Origin of the sequence: Vibrio crassostreae (assembly GCF_024347415.1) — a bacterium.
In the GTDB taxonomy this organism is placed as follows: Bacteria; Pseudomonadota; Gammaproteobacteria; order Enterobacterales; family Vibrionaceae; genus Vibrio; species Vibrio crassostreae.
The window spans coordinates 1,855,141-1,879,557 of sequence record NZ_AP025476.1 but is presented as its reverse complement, the minus strand read 5'-3'; the positions used below and the strand labels follow the sequence as shown (position 1 = coordinate 1,879,557).

General features: G+C 57.4%; 1 protein-coding gene (only partly in view). It reads left to right on the top strand.

Annotated elements, in window-relative coordinates:
• Positions 1–66 precede the first annotated feature (66 nt).
• Positions 67–24,417, top strand: the 5' portion of a protein-coding gene (locus tag OC193_RS08485) for a VCBS domain-containing protein (protein WP_261978624.1). Its footprint extends 16,296 nt past the window's final position; the window shows 24,351 of its 40,647 coding nt (coding positions 1–24,351); it begins with the start codon at positions 67–69; its stop codon lies beyond the right edge, outside the window.

The window sequence follows — 24,417 nt, the reverse complement described above, 5'->3', positions numbered from 1 at the left end:
TAATATTATAAATATAATGTCACTATTTTGACGTTAATGACAAGAAATGCTTTTTTAGGGGTTTATATGGACATGACAACATTGAATTTGGGTGGTGCATTAGCACTTGGCCAGCGCATTGTTATCTCGGTAGATGGTACGATTAAAGTCTTAGAAGAAGGCCAACCACTACAAGCAGGGGATGTCGTTCTTGAATCTCAGAACGGGTCCAATGAACCTCAGGTATCGGCAAAACGCTTCTCATCAGAAGAAGGCGAAATTGAGCTCGACCAAGATATCGCGAATATCTTTGCCGCATTAGAAGAAGGTCAAGACCCGACCGAGCTAGGTGAGGAGTTCGCAACGGCAGCAGGTGAAAGTGGTTCAAGCCTAGTAAGTAGCGGGACTATTGAGCGCGACGGTGAAGAAACTATCCCTGGTACAGAGTTCATTACTACGGGTTTCGAATCATTGGGCTTATCTCGAACTCAAAGCCTAAGTCTACTTGACGCTTATCGTTCATTGACTGAAGCAGCAACGCCTTTAAATAGCAACCCATCTTTTGTTGACTCAAACAATGCTGAAGCTAGTGACGTCGTCACCTTTACGACAGATGAAGATACACCTGTTAGTGGTATTTTTAATGTTCTTGACGAAGACAGTGATGCTTTGACGTTCTCGCTTTCTCAATCCTCAAACAATGGTTCCGTTGTTCTAAATAACGACGGTAGCTGGACGTACACACCAGATAATGACTTCAACGGCAATGATAGTTTCACGGTAGTTGTGTCTGATGGCCAAGGCGGTACAGATACACTGACCGTGAATGTTGGTGTGACTCCAGTTAATGACACCCCAACTCTTGTTGATAGCAATGGCGACCCACTCGGTGACAGTGTTGCCGTCACGACTGACGAAGATACGTCAGTCAGCGGGTCTCTTTCTGCATCAGATGGTGACAATGACTCACTAAGCTTCTCAAAAGGCAGCGAACCATCTAATGGCTCAGTGACCGTTGATGAAAACGGAAACTGGACCTACACACCAAATGCTGATTACAACGGTAGCGATAGCTTCACCGTCGTCGTGTCTGACGGTCAAGGCGGTACAGATACATTGACGGTCAATGTTGGTGTGACTCCAGTTAACGATGCGCCAGTTGCGGCGGCGGATGTTGAGACAGGCGCGACCGAAGGTGGCGATGAGATAAGCGGCACGGTTACGGCGACGGATGTTGATGCGACAGATACCCTGACTTACAGCGTGTCTGGTAAAACGCCAGCAGGCTTCACGTTGACAGGAAATGCTTGGACGTTCGATCCAACGAATGCGGCTTACGACTCACTAGCGGTAGGCGAAACGACAGACGTTGAAGTGACAGTCCTAGTAGACGATGGCAACGGTGGCACAGACACCCAAACGATCACCATCACAGTGACGGGCACGAACGATGCGGCGACGATCGCAGGCGACACAGAGGTCGTGGCCTCTGAAACCGATGCGGCGGATAACACCGCGACGGGTACGCTGTTGTCGGACGATGTCGACAACACCAACAACGTGTTCCAAGTTCAAAGTGATGTGGCGGGCGATTACGGCACGTTCAGTGTGGACGCGAATGGCGAGTGGACCTACGAGCTGGATAACAGCAACGAGACGGTCGATGCGTTGAACGTGGGCTCAGAGCCACTGACTGAAACCTTCACGGTGAAATCGGAAGACGGCACCGAGCAGGTGGTGACCATCACCATCAATGGTGCGAACGACGGCGCGGACATCACAGGCGATGTCGCAGGCGACGTGACCGAAGATGCGGCGGATAACACCGCGACGGGTACGCTGTTGTCGGACGATGTCGACAACACCAACAACGTGTTCCAAGTTCAAAGTGATGTGGCGGGCGATTACGGCACGTTCAGTGTGGACGCGAATGGCGAGTGGACCTACGAGCTGGATAACAGCAACGAGACGGTCGATGCGTTGAACGTGGGCTCAGAGCCACTGACTGAAACCTTCACGGTGAAATCGGAAGACGGCACCGAGCAGGTGGTGACCATCACCATCAATGGTGCGAACGACGGCGCGGACATCACAGGCGATGTCGCAGGCGACGTGACCGAAGATGCGGCGGATAACACCGCGACGGGTACGCTGTTGTCGGACGATGTCGACAACACCAACAACGTGTTCCAAGTTCAAAGTGATGTGGCGGGCGATTACGGCACGTTCAGTGTGGACGCGAATGGCGAGTGGACCTACGAGCTGGATAACAGCAACGAGACGGTCGATGCGTTGAACGTGGGCTCAGAGCCACTGACTGAAACCTTCACGGTGAAATCGGAAGACGGCACCGAGCAGGTGGTGACCATCACCATCAATGGTGCGAACGACGGCGCGGACATCACAGGCGATGTCGCAGGCGACGTGACCGAAGATGCGGCGGATAACACCGCGACGGGTACGCTGTTGTCGGACGATGTCGACAACACCAACAACGTGTTCCAAGTTCAAAGTGATGTGGCGGGCGATTACGGCACGTTCAGTGTGGACGCGAATGGCGAGTGGACCTACGAGCTGGATAACAGCAACGAGACGGTCGATGCGTTGAACGTGGGCTCAGAGCCACTGACTGAAACCTTCACGGTGAAATCGGAAGACGGCACCGAGCAGGTGGTGACCATCACCATCAATGGTGCGAACGACGGCGCGGACATCACAGGCGATGTCGCAGGCGACGTGACCGAAGATGCGGCGGATAACACCGCGACGGGTACGCTGTTGTCGGACGATGTCGACAACACCAACAACGTGTTCCAAGTTCAAAGTGATGTGGCGGGCGATTACGGCACGTTCAGTGTGGACGCGAATGGCGAGTGGACCTACGAGCTGGATAACAGCAACGAGACGGTCGATGCGTTGAACGTGGGCTCAGAGCCACTGACTGAAACCTTCACGGTGAAATCGGAAGACGGCACCGAGCAGGTGGTGACCATCACCATCAATGGTGCGAACGACGGCGCGGACATCACAGGCGATGTCGCAGGCGACGTGACCGAAGATGCGGCGGATAACACCGCGACGGGTACGCTGTTGTCGGACGATGTCGACAACACCAACAACGTGTTCCAAGTTCAAAGTGATGTGGCGGGCGATTACGGCACGTTCAGTGTGGACGCGAATGGCGAGTGGACCTACGAGCTGGATAACAGCAACGAGACGGTCGATGCGTTGAACGTGGGCTCAGAGCCACTGACTGAAACCTTCACGGTGAAATCGGAAGACGGCACCGAGCAGGTGGTGACCATCACCATCAATGGTGCGAACGACGGCGCGGACATCACAGGCGATGTCGCAGGCGACGTGACCGAAGATGCGGCGGATAACACCGCGACGGGTACGCTGTTGTCGGACGATGTCGACAACACCAACAACGTGTTCCAAGTTCAAAGTGATGTGGCGGGCGATTACGGCACGTTCAGTGTGGACGCGAATGGCGAGTGGACCTACGAGCTGGATAACAGCAACGAGACGGTCGATGCGTTGAACGTGGGCTCAGAGCCACTGACTGAAACCTTCACGGTGAAATCGGAAGACGGCACCGAGCAGGTGGTGACCATCACCATCAATGGTGCGAACGACGGCGCGGACATCACAGGCGATGTCGCAGGCGACGTGACCGAAGATGCGGCGGATAACACCGCGACGGGTACGCTGTTGTCGGACGATGTCGACAACACCAACAACGTGTTCCAAGTTCAAAGTGATGTGGCGGGCGATTACGGCACGTTCAGTGTGGACGCGAATGGCGAGTGGACCTACGAGCTGGATAACAGCAACGAGACGGTCGATGCGTTGAACGTGGGCTCAGAGCCACTGACTGAAACCTTCACGGTGAAATCGGAAGACGGCACCGAGCAGGTGGTGACCATCACCATCAATGGTGCGAACGACGGCGCGGACATCACAGGCGATGTCGCAGGCGACGTGACCGAAGATGCGGCGGATAACACCGCGACGGGTACGCTGTTGTCGGACGATGTCGACAACACCAACAACGTGTTCCAAGTTCAAAGTGATGTGGCGGGCGATTACGGCACGTTCAGTGTGGACGCGAATGGCGAGTGGACCTACGAGCTGGATAACAGCAACGAGACGGTCGATGCGTTGAACGTGGGCTCAGAGCCACTGACTGAAACCTTCACGGTGAAATCGGAAGACGGCACCGAGCAGGTGGTGACCATCACCATCAATGGTGCGAACGACGGCGCGGACATCACAGGCGATGTCGCAGGCGACGTGACCGAAGATGCGGCGGATAACACCGCGACGGGTACGCTGTTGTCGGACGATGTCGACAACACCAACAACGTGTTCCAAGTTCAAAGTGATGTGGCGGGCGATTACGGCACGTTCAGTGTGGACGCGAATGGCGAGTGGACCTACGAGCTGGATAACAGCAACGAGACGGTCGATGCGTTGAACGTGGGCTCAGAGCCACTGACTGAAACCTTCACGGTGAAATCGGAAGACGGCACCGAGCAGGTGGTGACCATCACCATCAATGGTGCGAACGACGGCGCGGACATCACAGGCGATGTCGCAGGCGACGTGACCGAAGATGCGGCGGATAACACCGCGACGGGTACGCTGTTGTCGGACGATGTCGACAACACCAACAACGTGTTCCAAGTTCAAAGTGATGTGGCGGGCGATTACGGCACGTTCAGTGTGGACGCGAATGGCGAGTGGACCTACGAGCTGGATAACAGCAACGAGACGGTCGATGCGTTGAACGTGGGCTCAGAGCCACTGACTGAAACCTTCACGGTGAAATCGGAAGACGGCACCGAGCAGGTGGTGACCATCACCATCAATGGTGCGAACGACGGCGCGGACATCACAGGCGATGTCGCAGGCGACGTGACCGAAGATGCGGCGGATAACACCGCGACGGGTACGCTGTTGTCGGACGATGTCGACAACACCAACAACGTGTTCCAAGTTCAAAGTGATGTGGCGGGCGATTACGGCACGTTCAGTGTGGACGCGAATGGCGAGTGGACCTACGAGCTGGATAACAGCAACGAGACGGTCGATGCGTTGAACGTGGGCTCAGAGCCACTGACTGAAACCTTCACGGTGAAATCGGAAGACGGCACCGAGCAGGTGGTGACCATCACCATCAATGGTGCGAACGACGGCGCGGACATCACAGGCGATGTCGCAGGCGACGTGACCGAAGATGCGGCGGATAACACCGCGACGGGTACGCTGTTGTCGGACGATGTCGACAACACCAACAACGTGTTCCAAGTTCAAAGTGATGTGGCGGGCGATTACGGCACGTTCAGTGTGGACGCGAATGGCGAGTGGACCTACGAGCTGGATAACAGCAACGAGACGGTCGATGCGTTGAACGTGGGCTCAGAGCCACTGACTGAAACCTTCACGGTGAAATCGGAAGACGGCACCGAGCAGGTGGTGACCATCACCATCAATGGTGCGAACGACGGCGCGGACATCACAGGCGATGTCGCAGGCGACGTGACCGAAGATGCGGCGGATAACACCGCGACGGGTACGCTGTTGTCGGACGATGTCGACAACACCAACAACGTGTTCCAAGTTCAAAGTGATGTGGCGGGCGATTACGGCACGTTCAGTGTGGACGCGAATGGCGAGTGGACCTACGAGCTGGATAACAGCAACGAGACGGTCGATGCGTTGAACGTGGGCTCAGAGCCACTGACTGAAACCTTCACGGTGAAATCGGAAGACGGCACCGAGCAGGTGGTGACCATCACCATCAATGGTGCGAACGACGGCGCGGACATCACAGGCGATGTCGCAGGCGACGTGACCGAAGATGCGGCGGATAACACCGCGACGGGTACGCTGTTGTCGGACGATGTCGACAACACCAACAACGTGTTCCAAGTTCAAAGTGATGTGGCGGGCGATTACGGCACGTTCAGTGTGGACGCGAATGGCGAGTGGACCTACGAGCTGGATAACAGCAACGAGACGGTCGATGCGTTGAACGTGGGCTCAGAGCCACTGACTGAAACCTTCACGGTGAAATCGGAAGACGGCACCGAGCAGGTGGTGACCATCACCATCAATGGTGCGAACGACGGCGCGGACATCACAGGCGATGTCGCAGGCGACGTGACCGAAGATGCGGCGGATAACACCGCGACGGGTACGCTGTTGTCGGACGATGTCGACAACACCAACAACGTGTTCCAAGTTCAAAGTGATGTGGCGGGCGATTACGGCACGTTCAGTGTGGACGCGAATGGCGAGTGGACCTACGAGCTGGATAACAGCAACGAGACGGTCGATGCGTTGAACGTGGGCTCAGAGCCACTGACTGAAACCTTCACGGTGAAATCGGAAGACGGCACCGAGCAGGTGGTGACCATCACCATCAATGGTGCGAACGACGGCGCGGACATCACAGGCGATGTCGCAGGCGACGTGACCGAAGATGCGGCGGATAACACCGCGACGGGTACGCTGTTGTCGGACGATGTCGACAACACCAACAACGTGTTCCAAGTTCAAAGTGATGTGGCGGGCGATTACGGCACGTTCAGTGTGGACGCGAATGGCGAGTGGACCTACGAGCTGGATAACAGCAACGAGACGGTCGATGCGTTGAACGTGGGCTCAGAGCCACTGACTGAAACCTTCACGGTGAAATCGGAAGACGGCACCGAGCAGGTGGTGACCATCACCATCAATGGTGCGAACGACGGCGCGGACATCACAGGCGATGTCGCAGGCGACGTGACCGAAGATGCGGCGGATAACACCGCGACGGGTACGCTGTTGTCGGACGATGTCGACAACACCAACAACGTGTTCCAAGTTCAAAGTGATGTGGCGGGCGATTACGGCACGTTCAGTGTGGACGCGAATGGCGAGTGGACCTACGAGCTGGATAACAGCAACGAGACGGTCGATGCGTTGAACGTGGGCTCAGAGCCACTGACTGAAACCTTCACGGTGAAATCGGAAGACGGCACCGAGCAGGTGGTGACCATCACCATCAATGGTGCGAACGACGGCGCGGACATCACAGGCGATGTCGCAGGCGACGTGACCGAAGATGCGGCGGATAACACCGCGACGGGTACGCTGTTGTCGGACGATGTCGACAACACCAACAACGTGTTCCAAGTTCAAAGTGATGTGGCGGGCGATTACGGCACGTTCAGTGTGGACGCGAATGGCGAGTGGACCTACGAGCTGGATAACAGCAACGAGACGGTCGATGCGTTGAACGTGGGCTCAGAGCCACTGACTGAAACCTTCACGGTGAAATCGGAAGACGGCACCGAGCAGGTGGTGACCATCACCATCAATGGTGCGAACGACGGCGCGGACATCACAGGCGATGTCGCAGGCGACGTGACCGAAGATGCGGCGGATAACACCGCGACGGGTACGCTGTTGTCGGACGATGTCGACAACACCAACAACGTGTTCCAAGTTCAAAGTGATGTGGCGGGCGATTACGGCACGTTCAGTGTGGACGCGAATGGCGAGTGGACCTACGAGCTGGATAACAGCAACGAGACGGTCGATGCGTTGAACGTGGGCTCAGAGCCACTGACTGAAACCTTCACGGTGAAATCGGAAGACGGCACCGAGCAGGTGGTGACCATCACCATCAATGGTGCGAACGACGGCGCGGACATCACAGGCGATGTCGCAGGCGACGTGACCGAAGATGCGGCGGATAACACCGCGACGGGTACGCTGTTGTCGGACGATGTCGACAACACCAACAACGTGTTCCAAGTTCAAAGTGATGTGGCGGGCGATTACGGCACGTTCAGTGTGGACGCGAATGGCGAGTGGACCTACGAGCTGGATAACAGCAACGAGACGGTCGATGCGTTGAACGTGGGCTCAGAGCCACTGACTGAAACCTTCACGGTGAAATCGGAAGACGGCACCGAGCAGGTGGTGACCATCACCATCAATGGTGCGAACGACGGCGCGGACATCACAGGCGATGTCGCAGGCGACGTGACCGAAGATGCGGCGGATAACACCGCGACGGGTACGCTGTTGTCGGACGATGTCGACAACACCAACAACGTGTTCCAAGTTCAAAGTGATGTGGCGGGCGATTACGGCACGTTCAGTGTGGACGCGAATGGCGAGTGGACCTACGAGCTGGATAACAGCAACGAGACGGTCGATGCGTTGAACGTGGGCTCAGAGCCACTGACTGAAACCTTCACGGTGAAATCGGAAGACGGCACCGAGCAGGTGGTGACCATCACCATCAATGGTGCGAACGACGGCGCGGACATCACAGGCGATGTCGCAGGCGACGTGACCGAAGATGCGGCGGATAACACCGCGACGGGTACGCTGTTGTCGGACGATGTCGACAACACCAACAACGTGTTCCAAGTTCAAAGTGATGTGGCGGGCGATTACGGCACGTTCAGTGTGGACGCGAATGGCGAGTGGACCTACGAGCTGGATAACAGCAACGAGACGGTCGATGCGTTGAACGTGGGCTCAGAGCCACTGACTGAAACCTTCACGGTGAAATCGGAAGACGGCACCGAGCAGGTGGTGACCATCACCATCAATGGTGCGAACGACGGCGCGGACATCACAGGCGATGTCGCAGGCGACGTGACCGAAGATGCGGCGGATAACACCGCGACGGGTACGCTGTTGTCGGACGATGTCGACAACACCAACAACGTGTTCCAAGTTCAAAGTGATGTGGCGGGCGATTACGGCACGTTCAGTGTGGACGCGAATGGCGAGTGGACCTACGAGCTGGATAACAGCAACGAGACGGTCGATGCGTTGAACGTGGGCTCAGAGCCACTGACTGAAACCTTCACGGTGAAATCGGAAGACGGCACCGAGCAGGTGGTGACCATCACCATCAATGGTGCGAACGACGGCGCGGACATCACAGGCGATGTCGCAGGCGACGTGACCGAAGATGCGGCGGATAACACCGCGACGGGTACGCTGTTGTCGGACGATGTCGACAACACCAACAACGTGTTCCAAGTTCAAAGTGATGTGGCGGGCGATTACGGCACGTTCAGTGTGGACGCGAATGGCGAGTGGACCTACGAGCTGGATAACAGCAACGAGACGGTCGATGCGTTGAACGTGGGCTCAGAGCCACTGACTGAAACCTTCACGGTGAAATCGGAAGACGGCACCGAGCAGGTGGTGACCATCACCATCAATGGTGCGAACGACGGCGCGGACATCACAGGCGATGTCGCAGGCGACGTGACCGAAGATGCGGCGGATAACACCGCGACGGGTACGCTGTTGTCGGACGATGTCGACAACACCAACAACGTGTTCCAAGTTCAAAGTGATGTGGCGGGCGATTACGGCACGTTCAGTGTGGACGCGAATGGCGAGTGGACCTACGAGCTGGATAACAGCAACGAGACGGTCGATGCGTTGAACGTGGGCTCAGAGCCACTGACTGAAACCTTCACGGTGAAATCGGAAGACGGCACCGAGCAGGTGGTGACCATCACCATCAATGGTGCGAACGACGGCGCGGACATCACAGGCGATGTCGCAGGCGACGTGACCGAAGATGCGGCGGATAACACCGCGACGGGTACGCTGTTGTCGGACGATGTCGACAACACCAACAACGTGTTCCAAGTTCAAAGTGATGTGGCGGGCGATTACGGCACGTTCAGTGTGGACGCGAATGGCGAGTGGACCTACGAGCTGGATAACAGCAACGAGACGGTCGATGCGTTGAACGTGGGCTCAGAGCCACTGACTGAAACCTTCACGGTGAAATCGGAAGACGGCACCGAGCAGGTGGTGACCATCACCATCAATGGTGCGAACGACGGCGCGGACATCACAGGCGATGTCGCAGGCGACGTGACCGAAGATGCGGCGGATAACACCGCGACGGGTACGCTGTTGTCGGACGATGTCGACAACACCAACAACGTGTTCCAAGTTCAAAGTGATGTGGCGGGCGATTACGGCACGTTCAGTGTGGACGCGAATGGCGAGTGGACCTACGAGCTGGATAACAGCAACGAGACGGTCGATGCGTTGAACGTGGGCTCAGAGCCACTGACTGAAACCTTCACGGTGAAATCGGAAGACGGCACCGAGCAGGTGGTGACCATCACCATCAATGGTGCGAACGACGGCGCGGACATCACAGGCGATGTCGCAGGCGACGTGACCGAAGATGCGGCGGATAACACCGCGACGGGTACGCTGTTGTCGGACGATGTCGACAACACCAACAACGTGTTCCAAGTTCAAAGTGATGTGGCGGGCGATTACGGCACGTTCAGTGTGGACGCGAATGGCGAGTGGACCTACGAGCTGGATAACAGCAACGAGACGGTCGATGCGTTGAACGTGGGCTCAGAGCCACTGACTGAAACCTTCACGGTGAAATCGGAAGACGGCACCGAGCAGGTGGTGACCATCACCATCAATGGTGCGAACGACGGCGCGGACATCACAGGCGATGTCGCAGGCGACGTGACCGAAGATGCGGCGGATAACACCGCGACGGGTACGCTGTTGTCGGACGATGTCGACAACACCAACAACGTGTTCCAAGTTCAAAGTGATGTGGCGGGCGATTACGGCACGTTCAGTGTGGACGCGAATGGCGAGTGGACCTACGAGCTGGATAACAGCAACGAGACGGTCGATGCGTTGAACGTGGGCTCAGAGCCACTGACTGAAACCTTCACGGTGAAATCGGAAGACGGCACCGAGCAGGTGGTGACCATCACCATCAATGGTGCGAACGACGGCGCGGACATCACAGGCGATGTCGCAGGCGACGTGACCGAAGATGCGGCGGATAACACCGCGACGGGTACGCTGTTGTCGGACGATGTCGACAACACCAACAACGTGTTCCAAGTTCAAAGTGATGTGGCGGGCGATTACGGCACGTTCAGTGTGGACGCGAATGGCGAGTGGACCTACGAGCTGGATAACAGCAACGAGACGGTCGATGCGTTGAACGTGGGCTCAGAGCCACTGACTGAAACCTTCACGGTGAAATCGGAAGACGGCACCGAGCAGGTGGTGACCATCACCATCAATGGTGCGAACGACGGCGCGGACATCACAGGCGATGTCGCAGGCGACGTGACCGAAGATGCGGCGGATAACACCGCGACGGGTACGCTGTTGTCGGACGATGTCGACAACACCAACAACGTGTTCCAAGTTCAAAGTGATGTGGCGGGCGATTACGGCACGTTCAGTGTGGACGCGAATGGCGAGTGGACCTACGAGCTGGATAACAGCAACGAGACGGTCGATGCGTTGAACGTGGGCTCAGAGCCACTGACTGAAACCTTCACGGTGAAATCGGAAGACGGCACCGAGCAGGTGGTGACCATCACCATCAATGGTGCGAACGACGGCGCGGACATCACAGGCGATGTCGCAGGCGACGTGACCGAAGATGCGGCGGATAACACCGCGACGGGTACGCTGTTGTCGGACGATGTCGACAACACCAACAACGTGTTCCAAGTTCAAAGTGATGTGGCGGGCGATTACGGCACGTTCAGTGTGGACGCGAATGGCGAGTGGACCTACGAGCTGGATAACAGCAACGAGACGGTCGATGCGTTGAACGTGGGCTCAGAGCCACTGACTGAAACCTTCACGGTGAAATCGGAAGACGGCACCGAGCAGGTGGTGACCATCACCATCAATGGTGCGAACGACGGCGCGGACATCACAGGCGATGTCGCAGGCGACGTGACCGAAGATGCGGCGGATAACACCGCGACGGGTACGCTGTTGTCGGACGATGTCGACAACACCAACAACGTGTTCCAAGTTCAAAGTGATGTGGCGGGCGATTACGGCACGTTCAGTGTGGACGCGAATGGCGAGTGGACCTACGAGCTGGATAACAGCAACGAGACGGTCGATGCGTTGAACGTGGGCTCAGAGCCACTGACTGAAACCTTCACGGTGAAATCGGAAGACGGCACCGAGCAGGTGGTGACCATCACCATCAATGGTGCGAACGACGGCGCGGACATCACAGGCGATGTCGCAGGCGACGTGACCGAAGATGCGGCGGATAACACCGCGACGGGTACGCTGTTGTCGGACGATGTCGACAACACCAACAACGTGTTCCAAGTTCAAAGTGATGTGGCGGGCGATTACGGCACGTTCAGTGTGGACGCGAATGGCGAGTGGACCTACGAGCTGGATAACAGCAACGAGACGGTCGATGCGTTGAACGTGGGCTCAGAGCCACTGACTGAAACCTTCACGGTGAAATCGGAAGACGGCACCGAGCAGGTGGTGACCATCACCATCAATGGTGCGAACGACGGCGCGGACATCACAGGCGATGTCGCAGGCGACGTGACCGAAGATGCGGCGGATAACACCGCGACGGGTACGCTGTTGTCGGACGATGTCGACAACACCAACAACGTGTTCCAAGTTCAAAGTGATGTGGCGGGCGATTACGGCACGTTCAGTGTGGACGCGAATGGCGAGTGGACCTACGAGCTGGATAACAGCAACGAGACGGTCGATGCGTTGAACGTGGGCTCAGAGCCACTGACTGAAACCTTCACGGTGAAATCGGAAGACGGCACCGAGCAGGTGGTGACCATCACCATCAATGGTGCGAACGACGGCGCGGACATCACAGGCGATGTCGCAGGCGACGTGACCGAAGATGCGGCGGATAACACCGCGACGGGTACGCTGTTGTCGGACGATGTCGACAACACCAACAACGTGTTCCAAGTTCAAAGTGATGTGGCGGGCGATTACGGCACGTTCAGTGTGGACGCGAATGGCGAGTGGACCTACGAGCTGGATAACAGCAACGAGACGGTCGATGCGTTGAACGTGGGCTCAGAGCCACTGACTGAAACCTTCACGGTGAAATCGGAAGACGGCACCGAGCAGGTGGTGACCATCACCATCAATGGTGCGAACGACGGCGCGGACATCACAGGCGATGTCGCAGGCGACGTGACCGAAGATGCGGCGGATAACACCGCGACGGGTACGCTGTTGTCGGACGATGTCGACAACACCAACAACGTGTTCCAAGTTCAAAGTGATGTGGCGGGCGATTACGGCACGTTCAGTGTGGACGCGAATGGCGAGTGGACCTACGAGCTGGATAACAGCAACGAGACGGTCGATGCGTTGAACGTGGGCTCAGAGCCACTGACTGAAACCTTCACGGTGAAATCGGAAGACGGCACCGAGCAGGTGGTGACCATCACCATCAATGGTGCGAACGACGGCGCGGACATCACAGGCGATGTCGCAGGCGACGTGACCGAAGATGCGGCGGATAACACCGCGACGGGTACGCTGTTGTCGGACGATGTCGACAACACCAACAACGTGTTCCAAGTTCAAAGTGATGTGGCGGGCGATTACGGCACGTTCAGTGTGGACGCGAATGGCGAGTGGACCTACGAGCTGGATAACAGCAACGAGACGGTCGATGCGTTGAACGTGGGCTCAGAGCCACTGACTGAAACCTTCACGGTGAAATCGGAAGACGGCACCGAGCAGGTGGTGACCATCACCATCAATGGTGCGAACGACGGCGCGGACATCACAGGCGATGTCGCAGGCGACGTGACCGAAGATGCGGCGGATAACACCGCGACGGGTACGCTGTTGTCGGACGATGTCGACAACACCAACAACGTGTTCCAAGTTCAAAGTGATGTGGCGGGCGATTACGGCACGTTCAGTGTGGACGCGAATGGCGAGTGGACCTACGAGCTGGATAACAGCAACGAGACGGTCGATGCGTTGAACGTGGGCTCAGAGCCACTGACTGAAACCTTCACGGTGAAATCGGAAGACGGCACCGAGCAGGTGGTGACCATCACCATCAATGGTGCGAACGACGGCGCGGACATCACAGGCGATGTCGCAGGCGACGTGACCGAAGATGCGGCGGATAACACCGCGACGGGTACGCTGTTGTCGGACGATGTCGACAACACCAACAACGTGTTCCAAGTTCAAAGTGATGTGGCGGGCGATTACGGCACGTTCAGTGTGGACGCGAATGGCGAGTGGACCTACGAGCTGGATAACAGCAACGAGACGGTCGATGCGTTGAACGTGGGCTCAGAGCCACTGACTGAAACCTTCACGGTGAAATCGGAAGACGGCACCGAGCAGGTGGTGACCATCACCATCAATGGTGCGAACGACGGCGCGGACATCACAGGCGATGTCGCAGGCGACGTGACCGAAGATGCGGCGGATAACACCGCGACGGGTACGCTGTTGTCGGACGATGTCGACAACACCAACAACGTGTTCCAAGTTCAAAGTGATGTGGCGGGCGATTACGGCACGTTCAGTGTGGACGCGAATGGCGAGTGGACCTACGAGCTGGATAACAGCAACGAGACGGTCGATGCGTTGAACGTGGGCTCAGAGCCACTGACTGAAACCTTCACGGTGAAATCGGAAGACGGCACCGAGCAGGTGGTGACCATCACCATCAATGGTGCGAACGACGGCGCGGACATCACAGGCGATGTCGCAGGCGACGTGACCGAAGATGCGGCGGATAACACCGCGACGGGTACGCTGTTGTCGGACGATGTCGACAACACCAACAACGTGTTCCAAGTTCAAAGTGATGTGGCGGGCGATTACGGCACGTTCAGTGTGGACGCGAATGGCGAGTGGACCTACGAGCTGGATAACAGCAACGAGACGGTCGATGCGTTGAACGTGGGCTCAGAGCCACTGACTGAAACCTTCACGGTGAAATCGGAAGACGGCACCGAGCAGGTGGTGACCATCACCATCAATGGTGCGAACGACGGCGCGGACATCACAGGCGATGTCGCAGGCGACGTGACCGAAGATGCGGCGGATAACACCGCGACGGGTACGCTGTTGTCGGACGATGTCGACAACACCAACAACGTGTTCCAAGTTCAAAGTGATGTGGCGGGCGATTACGGCACGTTCAGTGTGGACGCGAATGGCGAGTGGACCTACGAGCTGGATAACAGCAACGAGACGGTCGATGCGTTGAACGTGGGCTCAGAGCCACTGACTGAAACCTTCACGGTGAAATCGGAAGACGGCACCGAGCAGGTGGTGACCATCACCATCAATGGTGCGAACGACGGCGCGGACATCACAGGCGATGTCGCAGGCGACGTGACCGAAGATGCGGCGGATAACACCGCGACGGGTACGCTGTTGTCGGACGATGTCGACAACACCAACAACGTGTTCCAAGTTCAAAGTGATGTGGCGGGCGATTACGGCACGTTCAGTGTGGACGCGAATGGCGAGTGGACCTACGAGCTGGATAACAGCAACGAGACGGTCGATGCGTTGAACGTGGGCTCAGAGCCACTGACTGAAACCTTCACGGTGAAATCGGAAGACGGCACCGAGCAGGTGGTGACCATCACCATCAATGGTGCGAACGACGGCGCGGACATCACAGGCGATGTCGCAGGCGACGTGACCGAAGATGCGGCGGATAACACCGCGACGGGTACGCTGTTGTCGGACGATGTCGACAACACCAACAACGTGTTCCAAGTTCAAAGTGATGTGGCGGGCGATTACGGCACGTTCAGTGTGGACGCGAATGGCGAGTGGACCTACGAGCTGGATAACAGCAACGAGACGGTCGATGCGTTGAACGTGGGCTCAGAGCCACTGACTGAAACCTTCACGGTGAAATCGGAAGACGGCACCGAGCAGGTGGTGACCATCACCATCAATGGTGCGAACGACGGCGCGGACATCACAGGCGATGTCGCAGGCGACGTGACCGAAGATGCGGCGGATAACACCGCGACGGGTACGCTGTTGTCGGACGATGTCGACAACACCAACAACGTGTTCCAAGTTCAAAGTGATGTGGCGGGCGATTACGGCACGTTCAGTGTGGACGCGAATGGCGAGTGGACCTACGAGCTGGATAACAGCAACGAGACGGTCGATGCGTTGAACGTGGGCTCAGAGCCACTGACTGAAACCTTCACGGTGAAATCGGAAGACGGCACCGAGCAGGTGGTGACCATCACCATCAATGGTGCGAACGACGGCGCGGACATCACAGGCGATGTCGCAGGCGACGTGACCGAAGATGCGGCGGATAACACCGCGACGGGTACGCTGTTGTCGGACGATGTCGACAACACCAACAACGTGTTCCAAGTTCAAAGTGATGTGGCGGGCGATTACGGCACGTTCAGTGTGGACGCGAATGGCGAGTGGACCTACGAGCTGGATAACAGCAACGAGACGGTCGATGCGTTGAACGTGGGCTCAGAGCCACTGACTGAAACCTTCACGGTGAAATCGGAAGACGGCACCGAGCAGGTGGTGACCATCACCATCAATGGTGCGAACGACGGCGCGGACATCACAGGCGATGTCGCAGGCGACGTGACCGAAGATGCGGCGGATAACACCGCGACGGGTACGCTGTTGTCGGACGATGTCGACAACACCAACAACGTGTTCCAAGTTCAAAGTGATGTGGCGGGCGATTACGGCACGTTCAGTGTGGACGCGAATGGCGAGTGGACCTACGAGCTGGATAACAGCAACGAGACGGTCGATGCGTTGAACGTGGGCTCAGAGCCACTGACTGAAACCTTCACGGTGAAATCGGAAGACGGCACCGAGCAGGTGGTGACCATCACCATCAATGGTGCGAACGACGGCGCGGACATCACAGGCGATGTCGCAGGCGACGTGACCGAAGATGCGGCGGATAACACCGCGACGGGTACGCTGTTGTCGGACGATGTCGACAACACCAACAACGTGTTCCAAGTTCAAAGTGATGTGGCGGGCGATTACGGCACGTTCAGTGTGGACGCGAATGGCGAGTGGACCTACGAGCTGGATAACAGCAACGAGACGGTCGATGCGTTGAACGTGGGCTCAGAGCCACTGACTGAAACCTTCACGGTGAAATCGGAAGACGGCACCGAGCAGGTGGTGACCATCACCATCAATGGTGCGAACGACGGCGCGGACATCACAGGCGATGTCGCAGGCGACGTGACCGAAGATGCGGCGGATAACACCGCGACGGGTACGCTGTTGTCGGACGATGTCGACAACACCAACAACGTGTTCCAAGTTCAAAGTGATGTGGCGGGCGATTACGGCACGTTCAGTGTGGACGCGAATGGCGAGTGGACCTACGAGCTGGATAACAGCAACGAGACGGTCGATGCGTTGAACGTGGGCTCAGAGCCACTGACTGAAACCTTCACGGTGAAATCGGAAGACGGCACCGAGCAGGTGGTGACCATCACCATCAATGGTGCGAACGACGGCGCGGACATCACAGGCGATGTCGCAGGCGACGTGACCGAAGATGCGGCGGATAACACCGCGACGGGTACGCTGTTGTCGGACGATGTCGACAACACCAACAACGTGTTCCAAGTTCAAAGTGATGTGGCGGGCGATTACGGCACGTTCAGTGTGGACGCGAATGGCGAGTGGACCTACGAGCTGGATAACAGCAACGAGACGGTCGATGCGTTGAACGTGGGCTCAGAGCCACTGACTGAAACCTTCACGGTGAAATCGGAAGACGGCACCGAGCAGGTGGTGACCATCACCATCAATGGTGCGAACGACGGCGCGGACATCACAGGCGATGTCGCAGGCGACGTGACCGAAGATGCGGCGGATAACACCGCGACGGGTACGCTGTTGTCGGACGATGTCGACAACACCAACAACGTGTTCCAAGTTCAAAGTGATGTGGCGGGCGATTACGGCACGTTCAGTGTGGACGCGAATGGCGAGTGGACCTACGAGCTGGATAACAGCAACGAGACGGTCGATGCGTTGAACGTGGGCTCAGAGCCACTGACTGAAACCTTCACGGTGAAATCGGAAGACGGCACCGAGCAGGTGGTGACCATCACCATCAATGGTGCGAACGACGGCGCGGACATCACAGGCGATGTCGCAGGCGACGTGACCGAAGATGCGGCGGATAACACCGCGACGGGTACGCTGTTGTCGGACGATGTCGACAACACCAACAACGTGTTCCAAGTTCAAAGTGATGTGGCGGGCGATTACGGCACGTTCAGTGTGGACGCGAATGGCGAGTGGACCTACGAGCTGGATAACAGCAACGAGACGGTCGATGCGTTGAACGTGGGCTCAGAGCCACTGACTGAAACCTTCACGGTGAAATCGGAAGACGGCACCGAGCAGGTGGTGACCATCACCATCAATGGTGCGAACGACGGCGCGGACATCACAGGCGATGTCGCAGGCGACGTGACCGAAGATGCGGCGGATAACACCGCGACGGGTACGCTGTTGTCGGACGATGTCGACAACACCAACAACGTGTTCCAAGTTCAAAGTGATGTGGCGGGCGATTACGGCACGTTCAGTGTGGACGCGAATGGCGAGTGGACCTACGAGCTGGATAACAGCAACGAGACGGTCGATGCGTTGAACGTGGGCTCAGAGCCACTGACTGAAACCTTCACGGTGAAATCGGAAGACGGCACCGAGCAGGTGGTGACCATCACCATCAATGGTGCGAACGACGGCGCGGACATCACAGGCGATGTCGCAGGCGACGTGACCGAAGATGCGGCGGATAACACCGCGACGGGTACGCTGTTGTCGGACGATGTCGACAACACCAACAACGTGTTCCAAGTTCAAAGTGATGTGGCGGGCGATTACGGCACGTTCAGTGTGGACGCGAATGGCGAGTGGACCTACGAGCTGGATAACAGCAACGAGACGGTCGATGCGTTGAACGTGGGCTCAGAGCCACTGACTGAAACCTTCACGGTGAAATCGGAAGACGGCACCGAGCAGGTGGTGACCATCACCATCAATGGTGCGAACGACGGCGCGGACATCACAGGCGATGTCGCAGGCGACGTGACCGAAGATGCGGCGGATAACACCGCGACGGGTACGCTGTTGTCGGACGATGTCGACAACACCAACAACGTGTTCCAAGTTCAAAGTGATGTGGCGGGCGATTACGGCACGTTCAGTGTGGACGCGAATGGCGAGTGGACCTACGAGCTGGATAACAGCAACGAGACGGTCGATGCGTTGAACGTGGGCTCAGAGCCACTGACTGAAACCTTCACGGTGAAATCGGAAGACGGCACCGAGCAGGTGGTGACCATCACCATCAATGGTGCGAACGACGGCGCGGACATCACAGGCGATGTCGCAGGCGACGTGACCGAAGATGCGGCGGATAACACCGCGACGGGTACGCTGTTGTCGGACGATGTCGACAACACCAACAACGTGTTCCAAGTTCAAAGTGATGTGGCGGGCGATTACGGCACGTTCAGTGTGGACGCGAATGGCGAGTGGACCTACGAGCTGGATAACAGCAACGAGACGGTCGATGCGTTGAACGTGGGCTCAGAGCCACTGACTGAAACCTTCACGGTGAAATCGGAAGACGGCACCGAGCAGGTGGTGACCATCACCATCAATGGTGCGAACGACGGCGCGGACATCACAGGCGATGTCGCAGGCGACGTGACCGAAGATGCGGCGGATAACACCGCGACGGGTACGCTGTTGTCGGACGATGTCGACAACACCAACAACGTGTTCCAAGTTCAAAGTGATGTGGCGGGCGATTACGGCACGTTCAGTGTGGACGCGAATGGCGAGTGGACCTACGAGCTGGATAACAGCAACGAGACGGTCGATGCGTTGAACGTGGGCTCAGAGCCACTGACTGAAACCTTCACGGTGAAATCGGAAGACGGCACCGAGCAGGTGGTGACCATCACCATCAATGGTGCGAACGACGGCGCGGACATCACAGGCGATGTCGCAGGCGACGTGACCGAAGATGCGGCGGATAACACCGCGACGGGTACGCTGTTGTCGGACGATGTCGACAACACCAACAACGTGTTCCAAGTTCAAAGTGATGTGGCGGGCGATTACGGCACGTTCAGTGTGGACGCGAATGGCGAGTGGACCTACGAGCTGGATAACAGCAACGAGACGGTCGATGCGTTGAACGTGGGCTCAGAGCCACTGACTGAAACCTTCACGGTGAAATCGGAAGACGGCACCGAGCAGGTGGTGACCATCACCATCAATGGTGCGAACGACGGCGCGGACATCACAGGCGATGTCGCAGGCGACGTGACCGAAGATGCGGCGGATAACACCGCGACGGGTACGCTGTTGTCGGACGATGTCGACAACACCAACAACGTGTTCCAAGTTCAAAGTGATGTGGCGGGCGATTACGGCACGTTCAGTGTGGACGCGAATGGCGAGTGGACCTACGAGCTGGATAACAGCAACGAGACGGTCGATGCGTTGAACGTGGGCTCAGAGCCACTGACTGAAACCTTCACGGTGAAATCGGAAGACGGCACCGAGCAGGTGGTGACCATCACCATCAATGGTGCGAACGACGGCGCGGACATCACAGGCGATGTCGCAGGCGACGTGACCGAAGATGCGGCGGATAACACCGCGACGGGTACGCTGTTGTCGGACGATGTCGACAACACCAACAACGTGTTCCAAGTTCAAAGTGATGTGGCGGGCGATTACGGCACGTTCAGTGTGGACGCGAATGGCGAGTGGACCTACGAGCTGGATAACAGCAACGAGACGGTCGATGCGTTGAACGTGGGCTCAGAGCCACTGACTGAAACCTTCACGGTGAAATCGGAAGACGGCACCGAGCAGGTGGTGACCATCACCATCAATGGTGCGAACGACGGCGCGGACATCACAGGCGATGTCGCAGGCGACGTGACCGAAGATGCGGCGGATAACACCGCGACGGGTACGCTGTTGTCGGACGATGTCGACAACACCAACAACGTGTTCCAAGTTCAAAGTGATGTGGCGGGCGATTACGGCACGTTCAGTGTGGACGCGAATGGCGAGTGGACCTACGAGCTGGATAACAGCAACGAGACGGTCGATGCGTTGAACGTGGGCTCAGAGCCACTGACTGAAACCTTCACGGTGAAATCGGAAGACGGCACCGAGCAGGTGGTGACCATCACCATCAATGGTGCGAACGACGGCGCGGACATCACAGGCGATGTCGCAGGCGACGTGACCGAAGATGCGGCGGATAACACCGCGACGGGTACGCTGTTGTCGGACGATGTCGACAACACCAACAACGTGTTCCAAGTTCAAAGTGATGTGGCGGGCGATTACGGCACGTTCAGTGTGGACGCGAATGGCGAGTGGACCTACGAGCTGGATAACAGCAACGAGACGGTCGATGCGTTGAACGTGGGCTCAGAGCCACTGACTGAAACCTTCACGGTGAAATCGGAAGACGGCACCGAGCAGGTGGTGACCATCACCATCAATGGTGCGAACGACGGCGCGGACATCACAGGCGATGTCGCAGGCGACGTGACCGAAGATGCGGCGGATAACACCGCGACGGGTACGCTGTTGTCGGACGATGTCGACAACACCAACAACGTGTTCCAAGTTCAAAGTGATGTGGCGGGCGATTACGGCACGTTCAGTGTGGACGCGAATGGCGAGTGGACCTACGAGCTGGATAACAGCAACGAGACGGTCGATGCGTTGAACGTGGGCTCAGAGCCACTGACTGAAACCTTCACGGTGAAATCGGAAGACGGCACCGAGCAGGTGGTGACCATCACCATCAATGGTGCGAACGACGGCGCGGACATCACAGGCGATGTCGCAGGCGACGTGACCGAAGATGCGGCGGATAACACCGCGACGGGTACGCTGTTGTCGGACGATGTCGACAACACCAACAACGTGTTCCAAGTTCAAAGTGATGTGGCGGGCGATTACGGCACGTTCAGTGTGGACGCGAATGGCGAGTGGACCTACGAGCTGGATAACAGCAACGAGACGGTCGATGCGTTGAACGTGGGCTCAGAGCCACTGACTGAAACCTTCACGGTGAAATCGGAAGACGGCACCGAGCAGGTGGTGACCATCACCATCAATGGTGCGAACGACGGCGCGGACATCACAGGCGATGTCGCAGGCGACGTGACCGAAGATGCGGCGGATAACACCGCGACGGGTACGCTGTTGTCGGACGATGTCGACAACACCAACAACGTGTTCCAAGTTCAAAGTGATGTGGCGGGCGATTACGGCACGTTCAGTGTGGACGCGAATGGCGAGTGGACCTACGAGCTGGATAACAGCAACGAGACGGTCGATGCGTTGAACGTGGGCTCAGAGCCACTGACTGAAACCTTCACGGTGAAATCGGAAGACGGCACCGAGCAGGTGGTGACCATCACCATCAATGGTGCGAACGACGGCGCGGACATCACAGGCGATGTCGCAGGCGACGTGACCGAAGATGCGGCGGATAACACCGCGACGGGTACGCTGTTGTCGGACGATGTCGACAACACCAACAACGTGTTCCAAGTTCAAAGTGATGTGGCGGGCGATTACGGCACGTTCAGTGTGGACGCGAATGGCGAGTGGACCTACGAGCTGGATAACAGCAACGAGACGGTCGATGCGTTGAACGTGGGCTCAGAGCCACTGACTGAAACCTTCACGGTGAAATCGGAAGACGGCACCGAGCAGGTGGTGACCATCACCATCAATGGTGCGAACGACGGCGCGGACATCACAGGCGATGTCGCAGGCGACGTGACCGAAGATGCGGCGGATAACACCGCGACGGGTACGCTGTTGTCGGACGATGTCGACAACACCAACAACGTGTTCCAAGTTCAAAGTGATGTGGCGGGCGATTACGGCACGTTCAGTGTGGACGCGAATGGCGAGTGGACCTACGAGCTGGATAACAGCAACGAGACGGTCGATGCGTTGAACGTGGGCTCAGAGCCACTGACTGAAACCTTCACGGTGAAATCGGAAGACGGCACCGAGCAGGTGGTGACCATCACCATCAATGGTGCGAACGACGGCGCGGACATCACAGGCGATGTCGCAGGCGACGTGACCGAAGATGCGGCGGATAACACCGCGACGGGTACGCTGTTGTCGGACGATGTCGACAACACCAACAACGTGTTCCAAGTTCAAAGTGATGTGGCGGGCGATTACGGCACGTTCAGTGTGGACGCGAATGGCGAGTGGACCTACGAGCTGGATAACAGCAACGAGACGGTCGATGCGTTGAACGTGGGCTCAGAGCCACTGACTGAAACCTTCACGGTGAAATCGGAAGACGGCACCGAGCAGGTGGTGACCATCACCATCAATGGTGCGAACGACGGCGCGGACATCACAGGCGATGTCGCAGGCGACGTGACCGAAGATGCGGCGGATAACACCGCGACGGGTACGCTGTTGTCGGACGATGTCGACAACACCAACAACGTGTTCCAAGTTCAAAGTGATGTGGCGGGCGATTACGGCACGTTCAGTGTGGACGCGAATGGCGAGTGGACCTACGAGCTGGATAACAGCAACGAGACGGTCGATGCGTTGAACGTGGGCTCAGAGCCACTGACTGAAACCTTCACGGTGAAATCGGAAGACGGCACCGAGCAGGTGGTGACCATCACCATCAATGGTGCGAACGACGGCGCGGACATCACAGGCGATGTCGCAGGCGACGTGACCGAAGATGCGGCGGATAACACCGCGACGGGTACGCTGTTGTCGGACGATGTCGACAACACCAACAACGTGTTCCAAGTTCAAAGTGATGTGGCGGGCGATTACGGCACGTTCAGTGTGGACGCGAATGGCGAGTGGACCTACGAGCTGGATAACAGCAACGAGACGGTCGATGCGTTGAACGTGGGCTCAGAGCCACTGACTGAAACCTTCACGGTGAAATCGGAAGACGGCACCGAGCAGGTGGTGACCATCACCATCAATGGTGCGAACGACGGCGCGGACATCACAGGCGATGTCGCAGGCGACGTGACCGAAGATGCGGCGGATAACACCGCGACGGGTACGCTGTTGTCGGACGATGTCGACAACACCAACAACGTGTTCCAAGTTCAAAGTGATGTGGCGGGCGATTACGGCACGTTCAGTGTGGACGCGAATGGCGAGTGGACCTACGAGCTGGATAACAGCAACGAGACGGTCGATGCGTTGAACGTGGGCTCAGAGCCACTGACTGAAACCTTCACGGTGAAATCGGAAGACGGCACCGAGCAGGTGGTGACCATCACCATCAATGGTGCGAACGACGGCGCGGACATCACAGGCGATGTCGCAGGCGACGTGACCGAAGATGCGGCGGATAACACCGCGACGGGTACGCTGTTGTCGGACGATGTCGACAACACCAACAACGTGTTCCAAGTTCAAAGTGATGTGGCGGGCGATTACGGCACGTTCAGTGTGGACGCGAATGGCGAGTGGACCTACGAGCTGGATAACAGCAACGAGACGGTC